General features: G+C 69.2%; 25 protein-coding genes. 17 read left to right on the top strand and 8 right to left on the bottom strand.

Translation table 11 applies throughout. The features are described from left to right. From addA to RMO01_RS10230, 6 genes are all read right to left on the bottom strand, one after another. Nucleotides 1-2,634, bottom strand: a 2,634-nt coding sequence (addA, locus tag RMO01_RS10255; RefSeq protein WP_309628954.1) for a double-strand break repair helicase AddA, incomplete at its 3' end; no start/stop codon positions are given. Further along, nucleotides 2,631-5,681 carry a double-strand break repair protein AddB gene (addB, locus tag RMO01_RS10250; RefSeq protein WP_309628953.1) on the bottom strand — a complete coding sequence of 1,017 codons (3,051 nt, stop codon included), beginning with the start codon at nucleotides 5,679-5,681 and terminating at the stop codon, nucleotides 2,631-2,633. The genes addB and addA, both read right to left, overlap by 4 nt. Further along, nucleotides 5,678-6,397, bottom strand: coding sequence for an N-acetylmuramate alpha-1-phosphate uridylyltransferase MurU (gene murU, locus RMO01_RS10245; protein WP_309628952.1), 720 nt, complete (start codon nucleotides 6,395-6,397; stop codon nucleotides 5,678-5,680). Before murU ends, addB begins: the two co-directional genes overlap by 4 nt. Continuing rightward, complete coding sequence (amgK, locus tag RMO01_RS10240; protein WP_309628951.1) at nucleotides 6,394-7,494, bottom strand: N-acetylmuramate/N-acetylglucosamine kinase AmgK; 1,101 nt, start codon at nucleotides 7,492-7,494, stop codon at nucleotides 6,394-6,396. The genes murU and amgK overlap by 4 nt, the downstream gene beginning before the upstream one ends. After that, the gene (tsaE, locus tag RMO01_RS10235) at nucleotides 7,487-7,972 is read right to left on the bottom strand and encodes a tRNA (adenosine(37)-N6)-threonylcarbamoyltransferase complex ATPase subunit type 1 TsaE (protein ID WP_309628950.1); all 486 of its coding nucleotides are present in this window, start codon (nucleotides 7,970-7,972) and stop codon (nucleotides 7,487-7,489) included. The genes amgK and tsaE overlap by 8 nt, the downstream gene beginning before the upstream one ends. Further along, on the bottom strand, nucleotides 7,972-8,853 hold the full coding sequence (locus RMO01_RS10230; protein ID WP_309628949.1) for a 1-acyl-sn-glycerol-3-phosphate acyltransferase: 882 nt from the start codon (nucleotides 8,851-8,853) through the stop codon (nucleotides 7,972-7,974). The genes tsaE and RMO01_RS10230 overlap by 1 nt, the downstream gene beginning before the upstream one ends. A gap of 98 nt (nucleotides 8,854-8,951) precedes the next feature. On the opposite strand from RMO01_RS10230, the gene RMO01_RS10225 reads away from it, so the two are divergent. The 10 genes from RMO01_RS10225 to RMO01_RS10180 all read left to right on the top strand — a co-directional run bounded on the left by RMO01_RS10225 (nucleotide 8,952) and on the right by RMO01_RS10180 (nucleotide 17,497). Further along, a complete protein-coding gene (locus RMO01_RS10225) occupies nucleotides 8,952-11,042 on the top strand; it encodes a S9 family peptidase (RefSeq protein WP_309628948.1) in 2,091 nt (696 codons plus the stop codon). 70 nt (nucleotides 11,043-11,112) lie between these two features. Continuing rightward, nucleotides 11,113-13,194, top strand: coding sequence for a S9 family peptidase (locus RMO01_RS10220; RefSeq protein WP_309628947.1), 2,082 nt, complete (start codon nucleotides 11,113-11,115; stop codon nucleotides 13,192-13,194). Between the two features lie 4 nt (nucleotides 13,195-13,198). Further along, on the top strand, nucleotides 13,199-13,594 hold the full coding sequence (locus RMO01_RS10215) for an acyl-CoA thioesterase (protein WP_309628946.1): 396 nt from the start codon (nucleotides 13,199-13,201) through the stop codon (nucleotides 13,592-13,594). 45 nt (nucleotides 13,595-13,639) lie between these two features. After that, entirely contained in the window at nucleotides 13,640-14,212 is a 573-nt protein-coding gene (def, locus tag RMO01_RS10210; protein ID WP_309628945.1) for a peptide deformylase, read from the top strand. After that, nucleotides 14,212-14,430: a hypothetical protein gene (locus RMO01_RS10205; RefSeq protein ID WP_309628944.1), complete on the top strand. Its 219-nt coding sequence runs from the start codon at nucleotides 14,212-14,214 to the stop codon at nucleotides 14,428-14,430. The genes def and RMO01_RS10205 overlap by 1 nt, the downstream gene beginning before the upstream one ends. Nucleotides 14,431-14,457: 27 nt before the next feature. Next, nucleotides 14,458-15,402 (top strand): methionyl-tRNA formyltransferase, encoded by a 945-nt coding sequence (fmt, locus tag RMO01_RS10200; protein WP_309628943.1) that lies wholly within the window; start codon nucleotides 14,458-14,460, stop codon nucleotides 15,400-15,402. Continuing rightward, nucleotides 15,402-16,145, top strand: coding sequence for a tRNA pseudouridine(38-40) synthase TruA (gene truA / locus RMO01_RS10195; protein WP_309628942.1), 744 nt, complete (start codon nucleotides 15,402-15,404; stop codon nucleotides 16,143-16,145). The genes fmt and truA overlap by 1 nt, the downstream gene beginning before the upstream one ends. Before the next feature lie 31 nt (nucleotides 16,146-16,176). Continuing rightward, nucleotides 16,177-16,437 carry a type II toxin-antitoxin system ParD family antitoxin gene (locus RMO01_RS10190; protein WP_309628941.1) on the top strand — a complete coding sequence of 87 codons (261 nt, stop codon included), beginning with the start codon at nucleotides 16,177-16,179 and terminating at the stop codon, nucleotides 16,435-16,437. Nucleotides 16,438-16,439: 2 nt separating this feature from the next. Continuing rightward, on the top strand, nucleotides 16,440-16,751 hold the full coding sequence (locus RMO01_RS10185) for a type II toxin-antitoxin system RelE/ParE family toxin (RefSeq protein WP_309628940.1): 312 nt from the start codon (nucleotides 16,440-16,442) through the stop codon (nucleotides 16,749-16,751). Further along, a complete protein-coding gene (locus RMO01_RS10180) occupies nucleotides 16,748-17,497 on the top strand; it encodes a DUF72 domain-containing protein (RefSeq protein WP_309628939.1) in 750 nt (249 codons plus the stop codon). The genes RMO01_RS10185 and RMO01_RS10180 overlap by 4 nt, the downstream gene beginning before the upstream one ends. 18 nt (nucleotides 17,498-17,515) lie before the next feature. Here RMO01_RS10180 and RMO01_RS10175 read toward each other — a convergent pair whose 3' ends face one another. Next, nucleotides 17,516-17,836: an antibiotic biosynthesis monooxygenase gene (locus RMO01_RS10175; RefSeq protein WP_309628938.1), complete on the bottom strand. Its 321-nt coding sequence runs from the start codon at nucleotides 17,834-17,836 to the stop codon at nucleotides 17,516-17,518. 325 nt (nucleotides 17,837-18,161) lie between these two features. Between RMO01_RS10175 and RMO01_RS10170 the strand changes: the two genes are divergently transcribed. The 3 genes from RMO01_RS10170 (at nucleotide 18,162) to RMO01_RS10160 (ending at nucleotide 20,463) form a co-directional block, all read left to right on the top strand. After that, nucleotides 18,162-18,776: a malonic semialdehyde reductase gene (locus RMO01_RS10170; protein ID WP_309628937.1), complete on the top strand. Its 615-nt coding sequence runs from the start codon at nucleotides 18,162-18,164 to the stop codon at nucleotides 18,774-18,776. A 129-nt stretch (nucleotides 18,777-18,905) separates the two neighbouring features. Beyond that, on the top strand, nucleotides 18,906-19,631 hold the full coding sequence (gene phbB / locus RMO01_RS10165; RefSeq protein WP_309628936.1) for an acetoacetyl-CoA reductase: 726 nt from the start codon (nucleotides 18,906-18,908) through the stop codon (nucleotides 19,629-19,631). 100 nt (nucleotides 19,632-19,731) lie between these two features. Continuing rightward, a complete protein-coding gene (locus tag RMO01_RS10160; protein ID WP_309628935.1) occupies nucleotides 19,732-20,463 on the top strand; it encodes a DUF4908 domain-containing protein in 732 nt (243 codons plus the stop codon). Nucleotides 20,464-20,470: 7 nt separating this feature from the next. Here the strand turns inward: RMO01_RS10160 and gloB are convergent, their stop codons facing one another. Further along, nucleotides 20,471-21,199 carry a hydroxyacylglutathione hydrolase gene (gene gloB, locus RMO01_RS10155; protein ID WP_309628934.1) on the bottom strand — a complete coding sequence of 243 codons (729 nt, stop codon included), beginning with the start codon at nucleotides 21,197-21,199 and terminating at the stop codon, nucleotides 20,471-20,473. 47 nt (nucleotides 21,200-21,246) lie between these two features. Here gloB and RMO01_RS10150 point away from each other — a divergent pair, with 47 nt between their 5' ends. From RMO01_RS10150 to RMO01_RS10135, 4 genes are read left to right on the top strand one after another with little or no spacing between them, the layout of a single operon-like run. Next, nucleotides 21,247-21,996: a methyltransferase domain-containing protein gene (locus RMO01_RS10150; protein WP_309628933.1), complete on the top strand. Its 750-nt coding sequence runs from the start codon at nucleotides 21,247-21,249 to the stop codon at nucleotides 21,994-21,996. 9 nt (nucleotides 21,997-22,005) lie between these two features. Then, nucleotides 22,006-22,518 (top strand): histidine phosphatase family protein, encoded by a 513-nt coding sequence (locus RMO01_RS10145; RefSeq protein WP_309628932.1) that lies wholly within the window; start codon nucleotides 22,006-22,008, stop codon nucleotides 22,516-22,518. Continuing rightward, the gene (locus RMO01_RS10140; protein ID WP_309628931.1) at nucleotides 22,518-22,835 is read left to right on the top strand and encodes a DUF952 domain-containing protein; all 318 of its coding nucleotides are present in this window, start codon (nucleotides 22,518-22,520) and stop codon (nucleotides 22,833-22,835) included. The genes RMO01_RS10145 and RMO01_RS10140 overlap by 1 nt, the downstream gene beginning before the upstream one ends. Then, nucleotides 22,835-23,878, top strand: coding sequence for a quinone-dependent dihydroorotate dehydrogenase (locus tag RMO01_RS10135; protein WP_309628930.1), 1,044 nt, complete (start codon nucleotides 22,835-22,837; stop codon nucleotides 23,876-23,878). Before RMO01_RS10140 ends, RMO01_RS10135 begins: the two co-directional genes overlap by 1 nt. The last annotated feature ends 109 nt before the right edge of the window (nucleotides 23,879-23,987 follow it).

Genomic DNA, 23,987 nt, shown 5'->3' with positions numbered 1-23,987 from the left:
CCGGGTCAGCGCCACATAGAGCAGGCGGTAGGCCTCGTCCTCCTCCCGGGCGGCGCGGCGTTCGCGGGCGGTGGCCGAGGCCTCGCAGTCGCCCTTGGCGCTGGCGCACCAGAGGAAGCCGCCGCTCTCGGTCTCCAGCAGGGGTGTGCCGCGCGCGCCGCGGGAGAGCGTGGTCTCGGGCAGGAAGACGATGGGCGCCTCCAGGCCCTTGGCGCCGTGGGCGGTCATCACCCGGACCTCGTCGCGGCCGGCCTCCAACTCGCGCTTGACCGTGATGTCCAGGCTGGCGAAGGCGGCGGTCAGGCTCTCCAGGTCCTCGATCCCCCGGCTCTCGGCGGCCAGGACCTGGGCCAGGAACTCGTCCAGGGCGTCTTCGGCCTCGCCCCCCAGCCGGCGCAGCAGGCGCTGGCGCATGGAGCGTCCCAACGCGTCGCGGGCGCCCAGCAGGCGGGAATAGAACTCGAAAGGCCGACGCTCGCGGGCCTCCTCCAGCAGGCGGGTCAGCTGGCCGTGGGCCTCGCGCCACTCGGGGCGCTCCTCGGCGCGGGCGGTGAGCGCCTGCCACAGGCTGACCTGCCGGCCCTTGGCGAGAGCGTAGAGGCTGTCGTCGGTGAGGTCGCAGAAGGGGCTGCGCAGCAGGGCCGCCAGGGTCAGGTCGTCGGCGGGGAAGAGGACGAAGCGAGCCGTCGCCACCAGATCGTCGAAGACGATGTGCTCGGACAGCGCCAGGCGGTCGGCGCCGGCGACGGGGATCTTGGCGTGCTTCAGGGCCCGCAGGATCTCCTCGAACAGGGCCTTGCGGCGGCGCACCAGGATCAGGACATCGCCGGGGCGGGCGGGGCGCCATTCGCCCCTCGCGCCCAGACCCTTGTCGAACACCCCGTCGCCGCGGGTCAGCAGCTCGCCGATCTCGCAGGCGATGCGGGCGGCCAGGCGCTTGTTGGCGCTGGCCTCGGTCTCCTGGTCGAGGGGGGCGTCCCAGGCCTCGCGGACGTCGCCCTTCTCCTCCCGCTCCAGGGGCCAGATGTCGACGCAGCCGGCGTGGTCGACCCGGCGCGCCTTGTGGGTGATGGGCTCGGCCAGGGCGCGCGGCAGGATGGCGGTGGCCAGTTCCGGCGAGGAGAAGGTCGCGTCGACAAAGGTGAGCACCTGGGGGGTCGAGCGCCAGGAATCCAGCAGGTCCACCTTCTCGAAGCGGAAGCCGGCCCCGGTGGCGCGGTCCCTGTGGAACTCGAACTGCTCCATCAGCAGCTCGGGCCGGGCGCCCTGGAAGGAGTAGATCGACTGCTTCTCGTCGCCCACCACGAACATGTTGCGCTCCAGGCGCGTGGCGGTGGGCACGCCGGCGCCGGAGAAGAATTCGCCGGCGAGCGAGCGGACGATGGCCCACTGGTCCGGGGCGGTGTCCTGGGCCTCGTCCACCAGGATGTGGTCGATGCCGCCGTCCAGCTTGTAGAGCACCCAGGCCGCCGCCGGGCTCTCGGCCACCAGATCCCGCGTCTTCTCGATGAGGTCGGAGAAGTCCAGCGCGCCGTAGGACGCCTTCTCCATGGCGTAGGCGGTGAGGTAGGCGTTGGCCAGGATGAGCGCGCCGTCGGTTTCCACCGCCACCTGGGCCGCTCGACGCCAGGCGCGGGCCTCCTCCAGGGCCTCCTGGTCGGCCAGCAGGCCCGCGCGCAGGGGTTCGTGGCTCTTGAGGCCGCTGGTCTTGGCCACCCATGTCGCCGGGGTCCCCTCGCCCTTGTCGGTGAACAGGCAGGCCAGGGCGCCGTGGAAACTGGGGTCGGTGGCGAGCACCAGCAGGGCCGCGCCATTCTTGGCGTCGGCCTTGCCGCCCTGGGCCAGGACCTCGGCGGCCTCGCGCCAGGTGCGCAGGTTCAGCGCGGCGACGGCGCGCAGTTCGACCGCCTCGGGATCTTCGGGCTCCGGGAAGCCGCAGACGTCCCAGACATCGGCCACCGCGCCCGGCAGGCCGCCGTGCTTTTCCAGATAGACGGCCAGCCGGCCCCGGGCGCTCTCGAAGGCGCCGAACATCGACTGGAAGCTCTGGAAATCCAGGGCCACCGAGAAGCGGGCATAGGCCTCCGCGACCAAGCCCTCGCCCTTGAGCGCCAGTCTGGCGACGGCCTTACGGGCGGCGTCGGCGATGGCGGCGCTGGCGGCGTCGTCCATGACCCGGAAGCCGGGGGAGACGCCGGCCTCCAGGGGGAAGCGGCGCAGCAGCTTCTCGCAGAAGGCGTGGATGGTCTGGATCTTCAGGCCGCCGGGGGTCTCCAGGGCGCGGGCGAAGAGGGCGCGGGCCTGGGAGAGGCGGAGGTGGTCGTAGTCGAGGATGGGCCGGCCCTCGAGGTCCGACAGGGCCGCGCTGAGGCTGGCGTCATCGCGCACCGACCAGTCGCCCAGCAGGCCGAACAGCCGGCGCTGCATCTCGGCGGCGGCGGCCTTGGTGTAGGTGACGCACAGGATCTCGCCGGGCTGGACCTCTTCCAGCAGCAGACGGGCCACGCGGTCGACGAGGGTCGAGGTCTTGCCCGAACCGGCGTTGGCGGTGACGAAGACCGACTGGCGCGGGTTCGCCGCCGCGATCTGGGCGGGGTCGGGCAGGATTCGGACAGACGTATCGACGACGCTCATTCGGCGTCTCCGTCGGCGCCGGCGACCGCCCATTCCCAGACCCGGGCGAGGTGGTCGTAGTTGCCGCCGAAATTGCCCATGAACTGCGGCGCGACCCAGCTGAGATAGGGGGTGGTCGGCTCGTCGAAGCGGGCGACGCGGGCCTTGAGGCCGGCCAGGGCCGCCATCGACAGGTCGGAGGCCTCGGCGCCGGAGGCGCGCACCGATTGCTCGCCGGGGACCTTGCGGCCGACGACGCGGACATAGGTCAGTTCCTCCGGCTCGACGGGGCCGGAGGTCTTGAGCCCCGCCTCCGCCAGGATGGCGCCGGTCAGGGTCAGCTGGGGGGCGAAACCGGACCTGACCTGTTTGGCCGAGGGGGCCGCGCCCGTCTTGAAGTCGAGGATGGCCGCGCCGGTTGAGGACAGCTCGATCCGGTCGGCCTTGGCCGTGAGGATGAAGGGGCCGGCGGGGGCGTCGAAGGTCATCTCAACTTCTTCTTCGACACGGATCTCGATGCCCAGAGCACGACGACGGATTTCGAAGCCGGTCAGCCAGCGGGCGCAGTTCCGCGCCAGCGGGGCCTCGCGCGCCATGGCGGCGTCCTCAAACCCGTGGTTGCGAAGCTCCTCGTGCAGCAAGGTCGCGATCTCGGCCTCGCAGTCGTCGGGCAGAACGTCGGGCCAGCTCAGGGCCAACCGTTCGACGGCCTTGTGGATCGCCTGACCGCGCAGCAGAGCCTCGGCGGACTGACCCGGCCGGTCGAGCTGACGCAGGTTCAGGACGTAGCGGGCATAGACCGCATAGGGGTCGCGCACCCAGCGCTCGACGCCGGTGACGGGGAGCTGGCGCGGACGGCGGTCGACGGGAGGCTTCGGGGCCGGGCGTTTCGCGAGCCCGCCCTGACCGGCGACCGGGGCGTCGAGGGCGCGGGCGGCGGCGAGGGCTTCGGCCGGGCGGTCGATCTCCACCCCGGCTCCCCGTGTCAGCATGTCCAGCCGCCACAGCCAGCGCGACCGCACGGCGGGCTGGCCGCCTCGTCGCTCGGAGTGAACGAGGACGGCCTCGGGCGCGCAGGCGGCCTGGACGAAGTCCTGGGCCGTCTGGCCGACGCGGCGCTCGGGAGGGGGCAGGCCGAGGGTCTTCCTCATCGGGCGCGACAGGAAGGGGTCGATCGGCGCGCCCTGGGGCCAGACGCCCTCCTCCAGCCCGGCCAGGATCATCCGGTCGGCCCGCGCCAGACGGGCCTCGATGGCGCCGAGGATGCGCAGGCTTGGGTGGGTCGCGCCGCCGGTGCGGACGGTCGTGTCATGGAGCAGGGCGGCGACGAGTTCGGCGAACTCGGCGGCTGTCACGTCGCCCAGGGACGCCCCGCCCTCGATCAGTTGCGACAGCAGCGACGCCGCCGCCTCCCCGTCCGGTCCGGCCCAGACATCGATCCCCGCGAGGGCCTCGACGAGGGTGGTCAGGCTTCGGGCGGCCCGGTCCAGCGGCGCGGCGCGGCCCAGGGCGGCGGTTTCGGCGAGGACCTGCAGGCGCCCGGCGAGCGCGCTCGCTTCGGCGAGGCGGCCGAGGGCCGCATCTGAGGGCGGGCGGCCGTCGCGGCGGGGTTCGACGGCCTGGCTCAGTCGCGTCCCGATCCTTGTCCAGTCGCGAGTGCGGGGGCCACGGAAAGCGACCTTCTCCAGCTCGGCGACGGCGTGGGGCGTGGCCTCGGGCAGGGTCGTCAATGCGTGTTTGATCAGGGCCAGAACGGTCTGGGGCTTCAGCGGATCGGCGATGAAGCGGGCGGCCAGGTCGACGAGGACACCGACGGGCATCTGGTCCAGGGTCGCGCCCGAGGAGCTGTCGGCGACGATGCCCCAGCGCTCCAGCCGCGCGGCGACCCGGCGACCGAGAGCGAGGTCCGGGGTGACCAGGGCACAGGTGCGACCGGGGGTCTCAAGCGTCTCGCGCATCATCAGGGCGATGGTCGCGGCGGCGTCCTCCTCGGTGCGGGTCGCGACGACCGACAGGCTTTCGAGGCCGAGGGCGATGGGGTCGGCGGCCTGGCCCGCATCAGCGGCGTCGGCGCGCAGCCGGGCGATCTCGGCGCGCCAGTCGGCGGTGGCCTCGGCGGGGCGCAGGGCCTCGTTGACCAGACGCTGGCGGGCCAGACCACGCGCCTCGACGGCGGGTTCGGCCGGGCGGCGGAACCAGGGACGGACGGCGGCGCGGTCGATGTCGGCGCGTTCGAGCAGCCGTTTCAGCGCGCTCTGCGGATGCTGTTCCTCGATGGCCTCCCAGGCCGGCTCGCCCAGGTCGAGGTCGAGGCCGGGGAGGACGACGCAGCCCTGGGGCGCTCGGGCCACAGCCTTGAGCACGTCGGCGGCGGCTTTGACCGTGCCGGTCGACCCGGCGGCGATCACCGGGCCCTGCGGCGGATGACTGTCCCAGCGCTCGGTCAGCAGGCGCAGCAGTTTCGTCCGTCTCCACGAGGCGTCGACGAGGCCGAGCTCGGCCAGCCGCACAGGCCATTTTTCGACGGCGAGGCCGAGGAACTTCGCGGACTTCCGCCAGTGCTCGGCGAAATCCTCCTCGACGAGGGTGGCGATCCGTTCGGGGGCCTCGACCTCCTCGATGTGGCAGGAATCGAGGAAGGCGCCGAGGCTGTCGGCCAGCTCCAGCGCGCGCATCGGCGACAGGCTGTCGTCGTGCTGCTCGACGACCAGCCGCGCCATCTCGAAACGGCGCGTCAGGGGGGCGATGGCGGGCGGCAGGTCGAGGCCCAGTTCGCCCGGCGTGAACGGCGGCTCGTCCTCCTCGAGATCGCCGAGCGGGCGCACCTGGGGCAGGAGTACGGGGTGGTCGCCGCTCAGCGCGGACAGGGCGGAAGTGAAGGCCCGCGCGGCGCGGCGGTTGGGCAGGAGGATGGTGGCGTCGGACAGAGTCTCCGGCGCCTGGTCGCCCAGCCAGTCGAGCACGCCTGCGGCGAGGTCCTCGAGGAACGGCCGGTGCGCAGGGATGGCGAACCAGCGCGGATCGTCCTTGCCGCCGGCTCCCGGGAAAGGATTGAACGCTGCGGTCACTCTGCCGCCAGTCTGGCCTCGGCTTCGTCGCGGGCCTGGGGATCGCCGACGTGCATCCAGTCGCCGTCGAGGACGCAGCCGTACAGCCGCCCGGCCGCCGCCGAGGCGCGCCACAGCGGGCTGAGCGAGAAGGGTCCGTCCGGCCCGCCGGCGGCGTAGTCGGGCCGTGTAATGTGCACGCCCATATAGGCGAATGGCGCCGACGGAGCTTCGCCCCGGAAGGTCAGGCGACCGTCTTCGGCGAGGAAGAAGTCGCCGTCGCCCTCGAATCCGATGGCGCCTTCGCGGGTGGCGAGGAGGAGGCAGGCGTCCATCTTCACCGGGTCCCACAGGCGGACCAGTGCGTCGGCCCAGGGGGCGTCGCTGCGATCGGTCCAGACGCTGTCGATATTGGCCACGAAGACCGGATCGTCGCCGAGCAGCGGGTGGGCGTTCTTGAGGCCGCCGCCGGTTTCCAGCAGTTCGGCGCGTTCGTCGGAGATGGCGATCTCGGGCCCGCGTCCGCGTGCGGCCAGATGGGCCTCCAGCCGGTCGGCGAACCAGTGGACATTGACCACCGCCTTCGTCACGCCCGCTTCCGCCAGCCGATCCAGCACGTGGTCGATCAGGGCCCGGCCGCCGACCTCGACGAGGGCCTTGGGCCGATCGTCGGTCAGGGGCCGCATCCGCGTGCCGAGACCGGCGGCGAGGACCATGGCGGTCTTGGGGGCGGTCATGCGCGCACCTCTTCCGGCACATACCGGTCGAACCAGCGCGCCACGCCCTCGAGGCCGGGCTGGGTCAGGTTGGCGTTCAGGTGGGCCCACATGCGCGGCATGAAGGCAGCGTAGCGCGGCTTGCCGTCGCGCACGATCAGGCGGGCGAAGATGCCGAGAATCCGGGCCTCGTTCAGGGTCGCGAGCCCGGCGTAGGCGCGCAGGAAGGCCGCACGGTCATCGACGCGGGCGACCTCGAAATAGCGGTCCAGCGCCTCGGCTTCGAGCGCGGGCGATACATCACGGCGGGCATCCTGAAGCAGGGAGTGGAGATCCCACGACGGGTGGGCGCGGACCGCGTCCTGGAAGTCGATCATGCCGACCCGGGCGGGGCCCTCGCGATCGGGCAGCCAGATCAGGTTCTCGGCGTGATAGTCGCGGTGGGCGACCACCGAGGCGCCGGCCTCGCCCTCGGCGACAATGGGCGCCCAGGCGGCATGCCAGTCCGCGATGGCGGCGTCGTCGAAACGCAGCTCGGGCTTGAGCTTCGGCATCCATTCGACGAACAGATCGGCCCCGCCCTGGAGTGCGGTTTCGTCATAGACCTGCAGAGGCCATGGGCCCGCCGCTCCCGTCAGCATCGGCGGCGTCGGCACCGCATGCAGTTCGGCCAGGGCGTCGACGGCGGCGAGGTAGAGGGGCGTCTCGTCCTGACCGGCCTCGATCACGCGGGCGAACAGGTCGTCGCCGAAATCCTCCAGCACAGCGAGGCCGGCCGGCGCGTCCAGCGCGACGATGGCGGGCGCCGACAGGCCCACGCTGCGCAGATGAGAGGCGACAGCGGCGAAGGCCTCGATCCGGCCGGCGGACAGGCGGGCGACAGCGTTCCAGCCCTCGGCCTTGCGACGCTCGGGCGACCAGGAGGGATCGGCCGGCGGGCTCTCAGCCGCCGCGACCTGGTCCATCAGCATCAGACCCGGACCGTTCGTCGGCGTCAGCCGTTCGTAGCGGCGCGTCGAGGCGTCGCCGGGCAGGGGCGCGCGGCGGGCGTCGGCGAGGCCCACCCCCGTCAGGAAGGCGACCCGCTGGGCCTCGCGATCGGTCAGGGCGTCAGACATTCAGGCTCTTCGGCAGGCTTTCGACGACATCGTTGATCTTCATTGCCCACGCCCCTGCGCCGGAAACGGTCGCATGCCGTCCCTCGCCGCGTTCTTCCAGGGTGATGGTCAGGCGGTCGGGCCCCAGGGCGCGGGCGGGATCGTCGCCCAGCCGCTCTGGCCATTCGATCAGGGCGGCGCCGACGTCGAGCGCTTCGTCCAGACCGATCTCGAACGCCTCCTCCGGCCGGGTCAGGCGATAGAGGTCGAAATGGGCGACGGGCGGGTCGGTCTCGTAGAACTGGACCAGGGTGAAGGTCGGCGAAGGCACGTCCTCGTCCTCGCCGGCGAGCGCCCGGATCAGACCCCGGGCCAGGGTCGACTTGCCCATGCCGAGCGGGCCGTAAAGCAGGACGGCCTCGCCGGGTTCGAGACGCGGCGCGACGGCGCGGCCGAGGGCCGTGGTCGCCTCCGCATCGGCCAGATCGATCCCGATCATCAGGCGAAGTCCGCGTCGGGCTGGCTGGGCAGGACCCGCTCGGTGAAGGCCTTGAGCGCATAGGTCGCGCGGGTGGCGTCGATGTCGAGGCGGGTCGGCGGGATCGGCTTGCCGACGCTGAGCCGGAATGGCTTTTTCCGCTTGTTCAGCAACTCGTGGAACAGGGTGATGTCCCGCAGCTCCGGCGACACCCGGTGGAACAGGTGGAAGAGGGTCGACCAGGGGCCGCTCACATGAATCGGAATGGTCGGTGCGTCGTATTTCCGCGCCAGCGACGTCGCAGTCGATGCCCACTCCGGGTCGGTCAGGGCGCCGTCCTTGCCCACCCGGGAGATCCGGCCCGCAGGGAACATGACCACGCAGCGTTCCGCGTCGAACGCGGCCTTCGCTGCATCCAGGGTGACGCGGGTCTTGGCGCGCGTGCGCTTGGCGACCACCCATTCGACCGGGATGATGACCTCGTCGAGCCGGGGTGCGACGCGGACGGCGTCGGCGTTGGCGAAATAGATGGCGTCGGCGCGGCGCTTCCTGATTGCGTCATAGACGGCGATCCCGTCGGCGATCCCGGTCGGATGGTTGCAGACGACCATGCAGCGGCCGGTCGCCGGCAGGCGGTCCAGATTCAGGCTGGACACCTTCAGATCCAGCAGGTTCGACACATGGTCCAGCGCCGCCTGTCCCCGCAGGGGACCGATGGCGTCGGCCAGTTCCCGCGCCTGCCTGTAGCCCAGGATCGAATGAAACGCCGGACGAACCAGCGGCCAGACGACCGAGCCGGTCAGACGCGGGGCCCGCTCGGCGATCAGGACATCGACGACGTGGTCCGGCCGCCGCGCGGGGGCGTCGTCAGGCTCGGTCGTGGCAGGCGGCGAAGCAGTCATCCGCACCCCTTGTCGCCTCTGGCGGGAATGCAGGCAAGCGCGCGGCTTGGCTCGGGGCGGTCGCGTGATAAGTCTTTTGCGAACAGGGGAAGACCACCATGCGCTGGATGATCACGACGGCGGCCGCAGCACTGATGCTGGCGGCCGCCCCGATGACGGCCTCGGCCCAGCTGGCCTCTCCTTCCGGCGCCGATGTGGCCGCCCTGCCCGGCGGACTTTCCATGCGGGCGCTGGCGATGATGGACCGGGTATCCGATCCGCGCCTGTCTCCGGACGGACGACGCGTGCTCTATTCCGTCCGCTCGACCGACTGGGACGGCAATCGTGGGGTCAGCGCCCTGTGGGTCGCGGACGTCAGCGGCGGGGAGCCGCGCAAGCTCGCTGTCTCGACCGGCGGCGCCTCGACCGGGCGTTGGGCCGTCGATGGGCAGGCGATCTATTTCCTGTCGGCGCGCGGGGGGTCGAACCAAGTGTGGCGCGCGGATGCGCAGGGCAATGCGGCGGTGCAGGTCACGACCTATCCGGTCGACGTCGTCGCCTTCAAGGTCTCACCAGATGGGCGCAACCTGATCCTCAGCCTGCCGATCTTCATCGATTGCGACACGCTTCAGTGCACGAAGGACCGGATCGACGCGGACAACCGCTCGCCCTCGACGGTCACCGGCCATGACCGGATGCCGCTGCGCCAGTTCGACCACTGGAATGACGGGCGGCGCCAGCATCTGTTCGTGCAGGCATTGAATGGATCGGGCCTCGCGGACGGTTCGCCTCGCGACCTGATGGCCGGGATCGACGCCGACACGCCGTCCCAACCTCAGGGGACCGAGGACGAGTTCGCCATCTCCCCCGACGGGCGGACGATCGTCTATTCGACCCAGACCCAGGGCTCCGACGAGGCCTTCACCAACAATTCGGACCTGTATCGTGTGTCGCTCGACGGAGGCGCTGCAACCAATCTGACCTCGGACAACCCGGGACCGGACGGATCGCCCGTCTTCTCCCTGGACGGCCGCCGCCTCGCCTGGCTCGCGTCCGGGCGTGAGAACGTCGGCGGCGACCAGGCCATGCTGGTCCTCGCGGACGCTGACGGCGACAACGGGAGGGTCGTGACGGAGGACCTGGATCGCGGGTTCGGCTCGCTGACCTGGTCTTCGGACGGCCGCCGTCTCTATGCCACCGGTTCTGACGACGGCCAGAACAGGCTGTTCGAGGTCGACGCCCGCACCGGCGCCGTGGCTCGCCTCAGCGGACGGGGCGCCATCTCCGGCGTGGAAAGCCGGGCCGGCGTCCTCGTCTATGCCCGCGACGGCTTCGAAGCCCCGGCCCAGATCATGATCGCGACAGGCGACGGCGCCCGCGCCCTGACCAGCCATAACGCCGACGCCATGGCGGCGCTCGACCTGCCCGAGGCCGAGGCCTTCACCTTCGCGGGCTGGAACGGCGGGGACGTGCGCGGCTGGGTATTCAAGCCCGTCGGCTATGTCGAAGGCCAGACCTATCCGGCCGTCTATCTGATCCACGGCGGACCCAAGTCGCCCTGGACGGAGAGCTGGTCCTATCGCTGGAACCCGCAGATCTACACCTCGGCCGGATACGCCGTCGTCATGATCAACTTCCACGGCTCGCCCGGGTACGGCCAGGCCTTCACCGACGCCATCAACGACCACTGGGGCGACCGGCCGCTGGAAGATCTGCAGAAGGGCTGGGCCGCGGCGCTGGCGTCCAACAGCTTCATCGACGGGGATCGCGCCTGCGCGCTCGGCGCCTCCTACGGCGGATACATGGTCAATCTGATCGCCGGCAAGTGGAACGGGCCGTGGGCCTGTCTGGTCAACCACGCCGGCGTCTTCGATGTGCCCCAGCTGATGAACGCCATGGATATCGGCAACTTCATCTGGGAGTTCGGCGGGCCGTCGTGGGAACGGATGGACCTTTATCGCGCGTTTTCGCCCGGCGACTTCGCCGGGGATTGGGAGAAGCCCATGCTGGTCCTGCACGGATCGCGAGATTTCCGGGTGCCCATCGATCAAGGCCTGGCCACCTTCTCCGCCCTGCAACGTCAGGGCATCCCGAGCCGCTTCGTCCATGTGCCGGACGAGAACCACTGGGTTCTGAAGCCGCGCAACTGGGTCGACTGGCAGAGGGAAATTCTCGACTGGACCGCGCGGTGGACGGCGCCGACGCCGTGATCTGACGACTGCTTCCTGTGGACTTCGCCCGGTGCTACGCCAGCGCCAACGAAGTCCCAGGAGCCGTCCGATGCGTCACCGTTCCCTGCTGCCCGCCTGCGCCGCCCTCGCTGTGTTGACGGCCTTTCCCGTTCTGGCCGAAGCGCCTGCCGCGCCCACTCAGGCTGCCGAACGCGCCTTCACATACACTGACATGCTGAACGCCAACCGGCTGTCGGACCCGCGCGTGTCGCCGGACGGACGACACGTCGTCTACAATGTGCGCGCCACGGACATGGAGGCCAACCGCGGCGTCTCCAGCCTGATGATCCAGGACCTCAACGGCGAGGGCGAGGCCCGTCGCCTGGCCATCTCCGACGGCGGCGCCAACACCGCCCGCTGGGGTTCGGACGGCGCCCTGTATTTCCTCTCGGGCCGGTCGGGCACGAGCCAGGTCTGGAAGACCGACAGCACAGGCGCCACGGCGACCCAGGTCACCGACCTGCCGCTGGACGTGAACGCCTATCGCCTGAGCTCCGACGCCACGAAGGTCGTCGTGTCGCTGGCCGTCTATCCGAGCTGCGATGACCTGGACTGCTCCGTTGCGCGCGGGACCGAGGCCGGCGAGCGCAAGTCGACCGGCATGGTCTTCGACCGCATGTTCGTGCGTCACTGGGACACCTGGAACGACGGCACCCAGAACCACCTGTTCGTGGTCAATGCCGACGGTTCGGGCGATCCGGTCTGGGTCACCCACGGCTTCGACGGCGACACCCCGTCCAAGCCTTTCGGCGACGAGAGCGAGTTCACCTTCACGCCCCGGGGCGACGCCATCGTCTTCTCGGCGCGCCTGGCCGGCCAGACCGAACCGTGGAGCACCAATTTCGACCTTTACCGGACCAACGGCCTGACCGGGGAAGGCTTCACCAACCTGACCGACGCCAACGACGCCTGGGACACCGGCCCGGTCTTCTCGCCCGACGGCAAGACGATGGCCTATCGGGCCATGGCCCGCCCGGGCTTCGAGGCCGACCGCTGGCAGATCGTGCTGATGGATGTGGCCACCGGCGCCAAACGTGAAGTCGCCGCCAACTGGGACCGCTCCGCCGACACCCTGCAATGGTCCGCCGACGGCCGCAGCCTGTACGTCATCGCCGGCGACACGGGTCAGACCGTTCTGTCGGCGATCGACATCGAGAGCGACACCGTCGTGCCGATCACGGGCGACGGTCATGTCTCCGCCTTCGACCAGACGCCGTCAGGCTTCGTCTTTGCCCAGGACAGCCTGACTTCGCCGTCGGAACTCTACGTCAAGACGTTCCGAGGTCGCGAGATGCCGCGCCAGATCACCGATGTGAACCCCGAACTCGACAGCCGCCTGTTCGGCGATGCCGAGCAGTTCACCTTCGCCGGCTGGAACAATGAGACCGTCCACGGCTACGTCATCAAGCCGGCCGGTTACGTCGAGGGCCGCAAATACCCGGTCGCCTTCCTGATCCACGGCGGGCCGCAGGGGTCGTTCGGCAACAGCTGGTCCTATCGCTGGAATCCCGAAACCTATGCCGGCGCGGGCTATGCGGTGGTGATGATCGATTTCCACGGCTCCACCGGCTACGGCCAGGCCTTTACCGATGCGATCTCGCAGCACTGGGGCGACCGCCCGCTGGAAGACCTTCAAAAGGGCTGGGCGGCGGCACAGGAACGCTACAGCTTCCTGGACGGCGACAACGCCTGCGCGCTCGGCGCCTCCTATGGCGGATACATGATCAACTGGATCGCCGGTCGTTGGTCGGACGCGTTCAAATGCCTGGTCAACCACGACGGGGTCTTCGACGTGCGCGGCATGGGCTACGGCACCGAGGAACTGTGGTTCACCGAGTGGGAATACGGCGGCACCCACTACGACAACCCGGAGGGCTATGAGCGCTTCAACCCGGTGCACCACGTGTCCGAGTGGAAGACGCCGATGCTGGTGATCCAGGGCGACCTCGACTACCGCATCCCGACCTCGCAGGGCCTGTCGACCTTCACCGCCCTGCAGCGTCGCGGGATCGAGAGCCGGCTGATCGTCTTCCCGGACGAGAACCACTGGGTGCTGAAGCCCCAGAACAGCCTGCAGTGGCACAACGAGGTGTTCCACTGGCTGGACGATCACCTGAAGCCGCAGGACTGACCGCATGACCGTTCCCTCCCCGGAAACGCCCGACGGTCAACTCGTCGGGCGGGTCATTGCCATGCCGGCCGACACCAACCCCGAAGGTGACATCTTCGGCGGCTGGTTGCTGGCCCAGATGGACCTGGCCGGATCGACGCCCGCATTCGACCTGGCCCAAGGCCGCTGCGCCACCATCGCGGTCGACGCCATGGTGTTTCACCAGCCGGTCTCGGTCGGCGACGAGGTGTCGCTGTACGCCACAGTCATCAAGTCCGGCCGTACCTCGATCCGCGTCCGGGTCGAGGCGTGGAAGCGGCCGCGCTCGATGCAGGTTGTGTCGCGCGTGACCGAGGGCGTCTTCACCTATGTCGCCATCGATCAGGACCGGAAGCCGAGGCCCCTGCCAGGTCAGGTCTGATCCGCCAAACTTGACCCCTTCGGCCCTCGCGCCTACCTGACGGCCATGGCTATCCGACGCATCCTGACCATCGACAACGCCGCCGACCTGGCGATCCTCAAGCAGGTGTCAAAGCCCGTGTCGGTCGTCGATGACGCCATGCGCACCCTGATGGATGACATGCTGGAGACCATGTACGACGCACCGGGCATCGGTCTGGCCGCCGTGCAGATCGGGGAACTGCACCGCGTCGTAGTCATGGACCTGGGCGACGGCCCCCTTCCGGAAGGCGCCGAGCCCCTCGCTGAGGGCGAGGAGACCCGCGTCCCCAACCCGCGCTTCTTCGTCAATCCGGAAGTCCTGTGGGCTTCTGACGACACCTATTGCTACGAAGAGGGCTGCCTTTCGATTCCGGAGTATTTCGACGAGGTCGAGCGCCCGGCGCGTGTCCGCGTAAGCCATCTGGATCGCGACGGAAACCGCATCGAGGAAGAAATCGAGGGTCTCTACGCCGTCTGCTACCAGCACGAACTCGACCATTTGAACGGCGTGCTGTTCATCGACCACCTGTCGCGCCTGCGTCGGGACCGTGCCATGTCCAAGGTCAAGAAGACCATGCGCCTGAGAGAGGACGCCTGATGTCCCGTTTCCGCGACCGCATCGTCGACCGCTCCGGCCGTCGCCGCCTGACCCGTTCGGAAAAGATCGGCATCGGCTCGGTCGCGACTCTGGTCGGCGTGGCCGCGCTCGGCATCATCGCCGGCGTGCTGCTGGACCGTCTGCTGGTGTTCGACGACGCGCTCGATGCCGGCGGCGAATGGGATGAGGGCGGCGGCGTCTCCACCCGCTGGCAGTAACCGTCCCCAGCGTCTAAAGGCGGCCCCATGCGCCTCGCCTTCATGGGTACCCCCCAATTCGCCGTGCCGTCCCTGGCCGAGCTCATCGCCTCGGGCCACGAGATCGTGGCCGTCTATTCCCAGCCGCCCCGACCCAAAGGACGCGGCCAGAAGCTGACGCCGTCGCCGGTGCACGCCTTCGCCGAGGCCATGGGTCTGCCGGTCTTCACGCCGGAGTCGATGAAGGCCCAGGACGCTATCGACACCTTCGCCAGCCTCGATCTCGATGCGGCCTGCGTCGTCGCCTACGGCCAGATCCTGAAGCCCGCCGTGCTGGAGGCGCCGCGTCTCGGCTGTTTCAACCTGCATGGTTCGCTGCTGCCTCGCTGGCGCGGCGCCGCCCCGATCCAGCGCGCCATCATGGCCGGCGACAAGGAGACCGGCGTCCAGATCATGCGCATGTCCGAGGGCCTGGACGAGGGCGCGATCCTGCTCAGCGAGATCCTGCCGATCCAGCGTGACGACACGGCCGCCAGCCTGTCGGAGCGGATGTCGACGGTCGGCGCCACCTTGTGGACCCGGGCCCTGGCGGCCATTGAGCGGGGCGGCGTCACCGAGACCCCGCAGGTCGGCGAACCGACCTATGCGAAGAAGATCACGCCGGCAGAGGCCCGCATCGACTGGACCCGCCCTGCGGCAGAGATCGACGCCCACATCCGCGGCCTGTCCCCCTTCCCCGGCGCCTGGTTCGAGGCCCCCGGCCCCGACGGTCCGGTGCGGGTGAAGGCCCTGCTGTCCTGCCTGTCCAGCGAGGGCGCCGGTGCGCCTGGAGAACTGCTCGAGGGCGGGCTGCTGATCGCCTGCGGCCCGGACTCTGAAGGACGAAGGGGAGCCGTCCGCTTGCTTCGGGTCCAGCGCGAGGGCAAGGCGCAGCAGTCGCCGGCCGACTTCCTCAACGGCTTCGCCCTGCCGGTCGGGACGATCCTGGGCTGATGCCCCGGTATCGGCTGGACATCGAATACGACGGCGGCCCCTACAACGGCTTCCAGGCCCAGGACGGCCAGCCGACGGTCCAGGGCGCGATCGAGACGGCCATCCACGCCTTCTGCGGCCAGACCGTGCGGATCGCCGCCGCGGGACGGACAGACTCCGGCGTCCACGCCACCGGCCAGGTCGCCCATGTCGATCTGGACAGGGACTGGCCCGCCGTCACAGTGATGAACGCCCTCAACGCCCACCTGATCCGGGAGGGTGTCGCCGTCCTTGATTGCCGGGCCGTGGCCGACGACTGGCATGCCCGCTTCTCGGCCACGGGCCGCAAATACCTCTACCGTATCCTCAACCGCCCCGGCCGCCCGGCGCTGGACCGCGGCAAGGTCTGGCACGTCCGCAAGGCCCTGGACGCCGACGCGATGCAGGCCGGGGCGAACCACCTGATCGGCCACCACGACTTCACCACCTTCCGTGACCTGGCCTGCCAGTCGAAATCGCCGGAGAAGACCCTCGATGTCGCCCGCGTCACCCGTGTCGGCGAGGAGGTGCATCTGGTGTTCGAGGCCCGCTCCTTCCTGCACCGCCAGGTCCGATCCATGGCCGGGACCCTGGTCGAGGCGGGGCTGGGACGCTGGACGCCCGACGATGTGAAGGCCGCGCTTGAGGCTAAGGATCGCACCGCCTGCGGTCCGGTCGCGCCTTCGGACGGTCTGTACCTGACCGGCGTCGACTACGGTTCTTGACAAGGTTTGCCATTGGGGAGATCGTCAAGGTATGGCGACAATGAACATCTCCCTCCCTGATCCCATGAAAGCCTGGGTCGAAGATCAGACCCGTGACGGCCGTTATTCGAACTCCAGCGACTACGTCCGCGATCTGATCCGACGGGATCAGGTCAAGGCCGAGAAGATCGCCAACATGCAGCGACTGGTCGATGAGGCGTACGCTTCGGGCATGAGCGATCGCAGCTTCGACGAGATCATCGCCACGGCTCGGGCCGAGGCGGAAGCACGATCCGGCTCTCAGGCTGCCTGACCTTGAATGTCCGCTATACGGCGGCAGCCGACGCCGATCTGAGGTCGATCTACCTCGTCGGCTCGGAATCATTCGGAACGCGCAGGGCTGAAGCCTATGTCGCCGGTCTGCGCGGCGCCGTTCAGATGATCGCAGATTTTCCTCTGGCTTGCCGGCTGAGAGAGACGATCGAGCCGCCGGTCCGCGCCCGCCCTTTTCAATCGCATGTGATCATCTACACCGTGGATGAGGCTGGCGTTCTGATCCTGCGGTTCCGTCACGGACTTGAAGACTGGCACGACGACGTCTTCGACGACGGCAAGGACACCCCATGACCCACCCCATCCATATCGGCATCGGCGGCTGGACCTTCGAACCCTGGCGCGGCGTCTTCTATCCGTCGGACCTGACGCAGAAGCGTGAGCTGGAGTTTGCCTCGCGCGCCCTGACCTCGATCGAGATCAACGGCACCTATTATTCGACGTTCAAGCCCGACAGCTGGATGAAATGGCGCGACGAGACGCCGGAGGGCTTCGTCTTCTCGGTCAAGGCCAGCCGCTACTGCACCAACCGGAAGGTGCTGTCCGAAGGCGGCGAGAGTTTCGCGCGGTTCCTCGACCAGGGCCTGACCCTGCTGGGCGACAGGCTGGGGCCCATAAACTGGCAGTTCATGGGGACCAAGAAGTTCGATCCCGAGGACTTCGAGGGCTTCCTGAAGCTGTTGCCGAAGGAGAAGGACGGCGTCCGTCTGAGACACGCGCTGGAGGTCCGCAACCCGACCTTCGCGACACAGCAGTTCTACGATCTGGCCGCAAGATACGGCGCCGCCATCGTCTATGCCGTCGACGACGAGGAGCCGACCTGGCCCCGGATCGACGAGCCGACCGCCGACTTTACCTATGCCCGCCTGATGTCCAGCCGCGAGGACGAACTGACGGGCATGAATGCTACGGAGTTGAACGCTATCGCCAAACAGACCAAGGCCTGGGCGGAGCGGGGCGACGTCTTCGCCTATTTCATCTCCGGCGCAAAGGTGCGGAACCCGGCGGCGGCGCAGGCTCTCATCGAGAAGGTCAAATAGCCGGACGCCGCCGACCCGTCAGCGTTCCAAGGTTCGCATGACCCGATAGAGACCGGGGTGGGCTACGCCGAAGGCCCGGTTCCGCTCGAGCCAGCCACCGTCATTCAGATGGGCGAAGACGGCCTTCATCGCCGCCTTGTCCTCGGCCTGGGCATAGTTCACCAGACGCGCTCCATCCAGACTGAGGTGCAGGCTGGCGGAGACCCATCCGGGGACTGCGTCGCGGCAGGATTCGGCCGCCTCGGTGAGCAGGATCAGCAGATCGGCCTGCTTTCCCGGAACGATGTCGAAGACATTGATCTGGGTGATCAGGCCGTCACGGGTGGTGATGGTCGGCATTGAAGACTCTCCTCGATAGGGCTCGGCGGGAGAGGTCGTCGCGACTTCCCGACAAGCCGGACGACGCACATGCGTCAGGCTTGCCGAGGGTCGCTGCGCAGGGCGGCGACGGAGCCTTCCGGAGAAGGGCGCGGGGCTTACCAACTGCCCGCACAGGTCCTTTTCGACGTCCCAGCCTAGCTGATCACACCGTCGGGGAGCAATCCCGAGGAGAGCCCGGCGAATTAGCAACGGTTTGTGATGCGAATCGTCTTGAACTCGCTTCAGGCTCGCCCCTTATATGCAACCGCTGCTGATGCAGTTGTAGATCTCAGGGGTTTCCCAAATGGCTTTCGACTCTCTTACCGCCCGCGACACGCCGCTGAGCGATGCCGCTCTCGCCCAGGTCTTCACCGAGGCCCGCACGCGCAACGGCTGGACCGACCGGCCCGTGCCGACCGAGCTGCTGCACCGCCTGTATGACCTGACCAAATTCGGTCCGACAGCGGTCAACAACACCCCGGCCCGCTTTGTTTTCGTAACCTCGCCGGAGGCCAGGGCGCGCCTCGTCCCGCTGATGTCCGAGGGCAACCAGGCCAAGACGGCCCAGGCGCCGGTCACGGTCATCATCGGCTACGACATGAATTTCCACGACCACCTGCCGCACCTGTTCCCGCACGCCCCGGGCGCCCGCGACTGGTTCGGCGACGAGACGGGCCGCCGTGAGTCCGCCTTCCGCAACTCGTCGCTGCAGGGCGGCTATTTCCTGCTGGCCGCCCGCGCCCTGGGTCTCGACGTCGGCCCCATGTCCGGCTTCGATCCGGCGGGCGTGAAGGCCGAGTTCTTCCCGGAAGGCGACATGGAGCCGAACTTCATCGTCAACCTGGGCTACGGCAACGATGACAACCTGTTCCCGCGCAGCCCGCGGCTGACGTTCGACGAGGCGGCCCGCATCGTCTGATCCCTCGACCGGCGGCCGGAGCCCCCGCGCCGCCGGTCTCGAGCCCTTCCCGCGCAACTCCCCACCGGCTACACCGGTTAATGAACAGGCCGCGCATCAGACACGGCCGTCAGGGAAACAGGAACGCACATGGCTCGAGTGGCTCTCGTCACGGGTGGAACCCGCGGTATCGGCAAGGCGATCGTTCAGCGCCTGAAGGAAGACGGCATGTCCGTCGCGGCCGGCTATTCCGGGAATGCCGAGGCCGCCGAGGCCACGGCACGCGAGCTGGGCGTCATGGTCGTGAAGGGCAATGTCGGCTCCTACGACGACTGCGCCCGCGCCGTCGCCGACGTCGAGGCCGAGCTGGGCCCGATCGACGTCCTGATCAACAACGCAGGCATCACCCGCGACGGCTTCTTCCACAAGATGTCCTCGGACCAATGGGGCGACGTCATCCGGGTCAACATGGACAGCGTCTTCAACATGACGCGCCAGGTGATCAACGGCATGCGCGACCGGGGCTTCGGCCGGATCGTCAACATCTCCTCGATCAACGGCCAGAAGGGTCAGATCGGCCAGACCAACTATTCCGCCGCCAAGGCCGGCATGATCGGCTTCACCAAGGCCCTGGCGCTCGAGAACGCGCGCAAGGGCGTGACCGTCAACTGTATCGCGCCTGGCTACATCGATACCGAGATGGTCGGCGCCATGGACGAAAAGGTGCTGGCCGGCATCATCGCCCAGATCCCCGTGGGCCGTCTCGGCAAGGGCGAGGAGATCGCCGACATGGTGTCCTGGCTGTCGGGAGAGCGTGCCGGATATGTCACAGGCTGCACACTGTCGCTGAACGGCGGTCAATACCTGGTCGGCTGACAAGGAGCCGCCCAAAATCCGCCGCGGCTCCCGCGCAACGCTTTCCGTCATGAGTTCAAGGGTCAGGCACGAGACGGCGCCATCGCCGGTCCCGGCGACGATGGCGTTTGCCGGCGTCGTTCTGGCGATCACGCTCGCTTCGGCCGCCCAGGCCCAGGTGCGGAGCAACGCGCAGGCGGAGCAGAACCAGACCTTCCAGAACGATAGCCAGCGCGGCCTGCCGGCCAACGGCCTCTATGCCTCCGATGTGGGCGAGCGGTTCATCTTTGACGGCCGGGGCACGCGTCCCCTGTTCCGGTTCGAGCGCCGGGAAGAGACCTGGGTGCTGCGTTCGACGCCCGCGCCGCGCGGCGACGTCATCTATCGCAACGATGCGGGCGCACAGATCCTGCGCGTCACGCCCGACGGCGGACTGACCCTGTATACGACCCGGACGCCGAACGGCTCTCCGGCCTCGCGCATCGGCGCGGCCCCGGCGCTGGAGCTGCCGACGCTCGGCCCGATCCGTCTGTTCACCCTGATGAACCAGCGCGGCAGCCTGGTCAGCCAGGCTCTGGGCCGGTTGATCGTGATCAACCTGACGGGCGAACAGTCCGAAGCCCTGATGGTCGACGCCCTGATCGTGACCACCGAGGCGGTCATCCGCATGGCCCGCACCCCGACGTTCCGCGACCGGGTCAACGGGCTTCGCAGCATCACCCTGGTCGAGGGCCCGCGCAGTTCGGTGACCTTCGCGCGCGGCGACCTGCGGGTTGTGGTCGATCCTCGCCAAGGCCAGGCCGGACGGCCGTCGTCCTCCAGCATCATCCGGGCCGTCGCGCCCCGGGAGTAACCGGGGATCAGCCGGCGAAGCTGTCCTTGGCCGCCCGCCGCAGGGCGAACGCCTCGGCATTTCCGGCGGTCAGGAACGGGTTGAAGGCCCGCTCGATCTTCATCGTCGTCGGCACCGTCGGTTCGCCCCGTTCGCGCGCGGCGAAGATGGCCTGCGCATGCGCCATGGTTTCGGGCCGGTCGTCGACGCTCACCGTGAAGCGGGCGTTGGCCGCCGTATACTCATGCGCCCCGTACAGCACCGTTTCGTCGGGCCAGGTCAGCAGCCGGCTGAGGCTGTCCCACATCTGCCCGGGCGTGCCTTCGAACAGCCGACCGCAGCCCAGCGGGAACAGGGTGTCGCCGGTGAAGGCGATCGCGTCCGCCGCTGAGCGGAACACGACATGGCCCAGGGTATGGCCCGGCGTCGCGGTCACATGCAGGGGCGTCTTGCCGATCATGACCAGATCGCCCTCCTCCACCACCCGGTCCAGGGGCGCGACATTGCGCACTTCCTCCGGGCCCCAGATGTCGCACCCCGTCTCGGCCTGAAGCCGCGCGTTCCCCTCGGTGTGGTCGGGGTGCCAGTGGGTGTTGATGATCCGGTCGAGCCTGCCCCAGCCGAGGCTCGCGATGCCGTCGAGGATCACCTGCGCATCCGGCGTGTCGATGGCCGCGACCGTCCCCGTCGCCTCGTCCCGCGCCAGAAAGGCGTAGTTGTCGGTCCGCGCCGGGAACAGATGAACGGTCAGGGGCATGGGGTCGTCCTTGGTTCGGTAAGGCTCCTCGCCATATAAGTCGCATCATGCGTCGCGCCATCGAAGACCTGCGATCCTTCTACGGCGAGCCGACCGGGGCGCTCGTGCGCCGTCTGCTGGCCAAACGGCTGGAGGACGCCTGGGGCGAGGCGCCCGGCTGCGACGTGCTCGGCATCGGCTACGCCACCCCGTGGCTCGACGCCTTCGTCGGCGCCCGTCGCGTCATCGCCGCCATGCCCTCCGGACAGGGAGTCGAGGCCTGGCCCGCCATCGGGCGCAACCGCACCCTTCTGGTCGACGACAAACGCCTGCCCTTCCCCGCCGGATCGTTCGACCGCGTCCTTCTGGTCCATGCGCTGGAGGAAGCGGACGATCCCACCCAGCTGCTGACCGAGGCTGTGCGCGCCCTCGCCCCCGCCGGACGCATCATCCTGGCCGCCGCCGCGCGGGGCGGCATGTGGGCCCGTGCGGAGAGCACCCCTTTCGGCCATGGCCGTCCCTTCACCCGGGGCCAGCTGGAAAGGCTTGTCCGCGCCGCCGGGCTGGAGCCCACAGCCTGGTCACAGACCCTCTACGTCCCGCCGTGGACGCCTCTGCTGGGCATGGCCGACGGATTCGAACAGATCGGTCGCCGCATCGCGCCGGGCGCCGCCGGCGTCATCCTGTTGGAAGCCACGCGCCAGGCCTATGCCCGCCTCCGCCCGAGCGGTTCGGCCCAACGAGTCCGCGCCGAGGCGCCCGGCCTACAGCCGCAGCCGGCCACGCGTGGGCTGGATAGAGACGCCGAACCCGGCTAAGCGCGGGCCATGCACCGCCTGATCCTGATGCGCCACGCCAAGACCGAGCGGGCGGCCGCCACCGGCCTTGATCGCGACCGCGCCCTGACGCCCCGCGGCCTCGACGACGCCGCCCTGATGGGCCGTATCCTGGCCGACAAGGGACTTCGTCCCGACCTTGCCCTGGTCTCCTCAGCGACCCGCACGCGCCAGACCTGGGAGGCGATGCACGACGCCTTTGGCGATGTCGAGGTTCGCATTGAGCCCCGCCTTTACGACGCTTCGACCGACACCATCCGCCGGCTGGTCGAGAGCCTGGAGGACTCGACCGGCTGCTTGCTGATCATGGCCCACAATCCGGGCGTCCAGCTTCTGGGTATGGAGTATCTGACCGAGAGCGCTGCCTCCCCGTCGGTGCTCGACCGGATGGCGGGCGGCTTTCCGACCGGGGCGGCGGCGATCTTTGAGGTCGATGTCGCGGGCCGCTGCGCCTACGACGGCTTCCTGACGCCCAAGGCCTTCGGCGGCGGGGCCGAAGATTGATGACCGATACCCTGGCCTACAAGATCATCGACGCGGCCGAATGGCGCGAGGCCGTGGCCGAAGGCGCCTACGCCGGATCCGCCGTCGATCTGGCCGACGGCTACATCCACCTGTCGAGCGCCGCCCAGCTCGATGAGACCGCGCGCAGACACTACGCCGGGCGTGATCACCTGATGTTGCTGACCGTCGATCTGACGGCGCTCGACGACACGGTCGTCTGGGAGCCCTCGCGCGGGGGCGCCCTGTTCCCGCACATCTATGGGTCGCTGCCCGTCAAGGCGGTAACCGAGGCCGCGCCCTTCACGGTCCCCGCCTGATGCCCGTCCCCGATTTCGGCGCCGCCATCCTGCGTCGGCTCGATCCGGAGACGGCGCACGGACTGGCCATCACCGCTCTCAAGTCTGTTCCCCTTCCCCCACCCCGCGTCGATGATCCGATTCTGGCGACCCGGATCGCAGGGCTGAGCCTGTCCAATCCGATCGGTCTCGCCGCCGGTCTCGACAAGAACGGAGAGGCCCTGCACGGCCTTTCCCGCCTTGGCTTCGGCTTCGTCGAATGCGGTTCGGTCACCCCCCTGCCCCAGGCCGGCAACCCGAAGCCCCGCCTGTTCCGCCTGTCGCAGGATCGCGCCATCATCAACCGGATGGGTTTCAACAACGCGGGGCTGGAGGCCTTCGCCGACAACCTGTCACGTCGTCCGAACGCCGTCGTCGGCGCCAATCTGGGGGCCAACAAGGACACGGAGGACCGCGCCGCCGACTACGTCACCGGCCTCAAACGGCTCGCCGGGCTCAGCGACTATTTCACGATCAACATCTCCTCGCCCAACACGCCGGGCCTGCGCGCGCTACAGGGGCGCGAGGCGCTGGACGACCTGCTGGGCCGGATCGCCGAAGCGCGGACCACGCCAGCTCCGGTCTTCCTCAAGATTGCGCCGGACCTGGCCTCGACCGAGATCACCATGATCGTCGAGGCGGCGCTGGCCCACCGGATCGATGCCCTGATCGTCTCCAACACGACGCTGGATCGCCCGGACAGCCTGACATCGCCCCATCGCGCCGAGGCGGGCGGCCTCAGCGGCGCGCCCCTTCGCGGCAAGGCCCTGGCCGCCCTGCGTGACGCCGCCGAGGCGGCTCAGGGCCGTCTGCCCTTGGTCGGCGTCGGCGGCATCGCCTCGGGCCAAGACGCCTGGGAGCGGCTCCGCGCCGGCGCCTCCGCCATCCAGATCTACACCGCCCTGATCTACGACGGCCCCGGTCTGGTCGGCCGGATCAAGCGCGACCTGGCCGCACGGCTGCGGGCCGAGGGCTTCGCATCTATCGCCGAAGCAGTTTCGGCCGGCCCGTTGACGGAGCGTTAGGGGCAAGGTCGGCATAATCTTCCGATGCGTGGCGACGACCGCGCGTTTTATCGGGGGCGCAATGTCGGAGGCTGATACGAACACGGCGCCGACGTGGGCGACAGCGATA

The sequence above is a fragment of the Brevundimonas sp. genome (genome assembly GCF_031412435.1).
GTDB lineage: Bacteria > Pseudomonadota > Alphaproteobacteria > Caulobacterales > Caulobacteraceae > Brevundimonas.
Note: the sequence above shows the minus strand (reverse complement) of the source record. Positions and strands in the feature narration are given on the sequence as shown.

Bases quoted from the DNA above. Each gene is read 5' to 3' on its own strand.
- murU (WP_309628952.1), bottom strand. From the start codon at position 6,397: ATGACCGCCCCCAAGACCGCCATGGTCCTCGCCGCCGGTCTCGGCACG.
- amgK (WP_309628951.1), bottom strand. From the start codon at position 7,494: ATGTCTGACGCCCTGACCGATCGCGAGGCCCAGCGGGTCGCCTTCCTG.
- tsaE (WP_309628950.1), bottom strand. From the start codon at position 7,972: ATGATCGGGATCGATCTGGCCGATGCGGAGGCGACCACGGCCCTCGGC.
- RMO01_RS10230 (WP_309628949.1), bottom strand. From the start codon at position 8,853: ATGACTGCTTCGCCGCCTGCCACGACCGAGCCTGACGACGCCCCCGCG.
- RMO01_RS10225 (WP_309628948.1), top strand. From the start codon at position 8,952: ATGCGCTGGATGATCACGACGGCGGCCGCAGCACTGATGCTGGCGGCC.
- RMO01_RS10220 (WP_309628947.1), top strand. From the start codon at position 11,113: ATGCGTCACCGTTCCCTGCTGCCCGCCTGCGCCGCCCTCGCTGTGTTG.
- RMO01_RS10215 (WP_309628946.1), top strand. From the start codon at position 13,199: ATGACCGTTCCCTCCCCGGAAACGCCCGACGGTCAACTCGTCGGGCGG.
- def (WP_309628945.1), top strand. From the start codon at position 13,640: ATGGCTATCCGACGCATCCTGACCATCGACAACGCCGCCGACCTGGCG.
- RMO01_RS10205 (WP_309628944.1), top strand. From the start codon at position 14,212: ATGTCCCGTTTCCGCGACCGCATCGTCGACCGCTCCGGCCGTCGCCGC.
- fmt (WP_309628943.1), top strand. From the start codon at position 14,458: ATGCGCCTCGCCTTCATGGGTACCCCCCAATTCGCCGTGCCGTCCCTG.
- truA (WP_309628942.1), top strand. From the start codon at position 15,402: ATGCCCCGGTATCGGCTGGACATCGAATACGACGGCGGCCCCTACAAC.
- RMO01_RS10190 (WP_309628941.1), top strand. From the start codon at position 16,177: ATGGCGACAATGAACATCTCCCTCCCTGATCCCATGAAAGCCTGGGTC.
- RMO01_RS10180 (WP_309628939.1), top strand. From the start codon at position 16,748: ATGACCCACCCCATCCATATCGGCATCGGCGGCTGGACCTTCGAACCC.
- RMO01_RS10175 (WP_309628938.1), bottom strand. From the start codon at position 17,836: ATGCCGACCATCACCACCCGTGACGGCCTGATCACCCAGATCAATGTC.
- RMO01_RS10170 (WP_309628937.1), top strand. From the start codon at position 18,162: ATGGCTTTCGACTCTCTTACCGCCCGCGACACGCCGCTGAGCGATGCC.
- phbB (WP_309628936.1), top strand. From the start codon at position 18,906: ATGGCTCGAGTGGCTCTCGTCACGGGTGGAACCCGCGGTATCGGCAAG.
- RMO01_RS10160 (WP_309628935.1), top strand. From the start codon at position 19,732: ATGGCGTTTGCCGGCGTCGTTCTGGCGATCACGCTCGCTTCGGCCGCC.
- gloB (WP_309628934.1), bottom strand. From the start codon at position 21,199: ATGCCCCTGACCGTTCATCTGTTCCCGGCGCGGACCGACAACTACGCC.
- RMO01_RS10150 (WP_309628933.1), top strand. From the start codon at position 21,247: ATGCGTCGCGCCATCGAAGACCTGCGATCCTTCTACGGCGAGCCGACC.
- RMO01_RS10145 (WP_309628932.1), top strand. From the start codon at position 22,006: ATGCACCGCCTGATCCTGATGCGCCACGCCAAGACCGAGCGGGCGGCC.
- RMO01_RS10140 (WP_309628931.1), top strand. From the start codon at position 22,518: ATGACCGATACCCTGGCCTACAAGATCATCGACGCGGCCGAATGGCGC.
- RMO01_RS10135 (WP_309628930.1), top strand. From the start codon at position 22,835: ATGCCCGTCCCCGATTTCGGCGCCGCCATCCTGCGTCGGCTCGATCCG.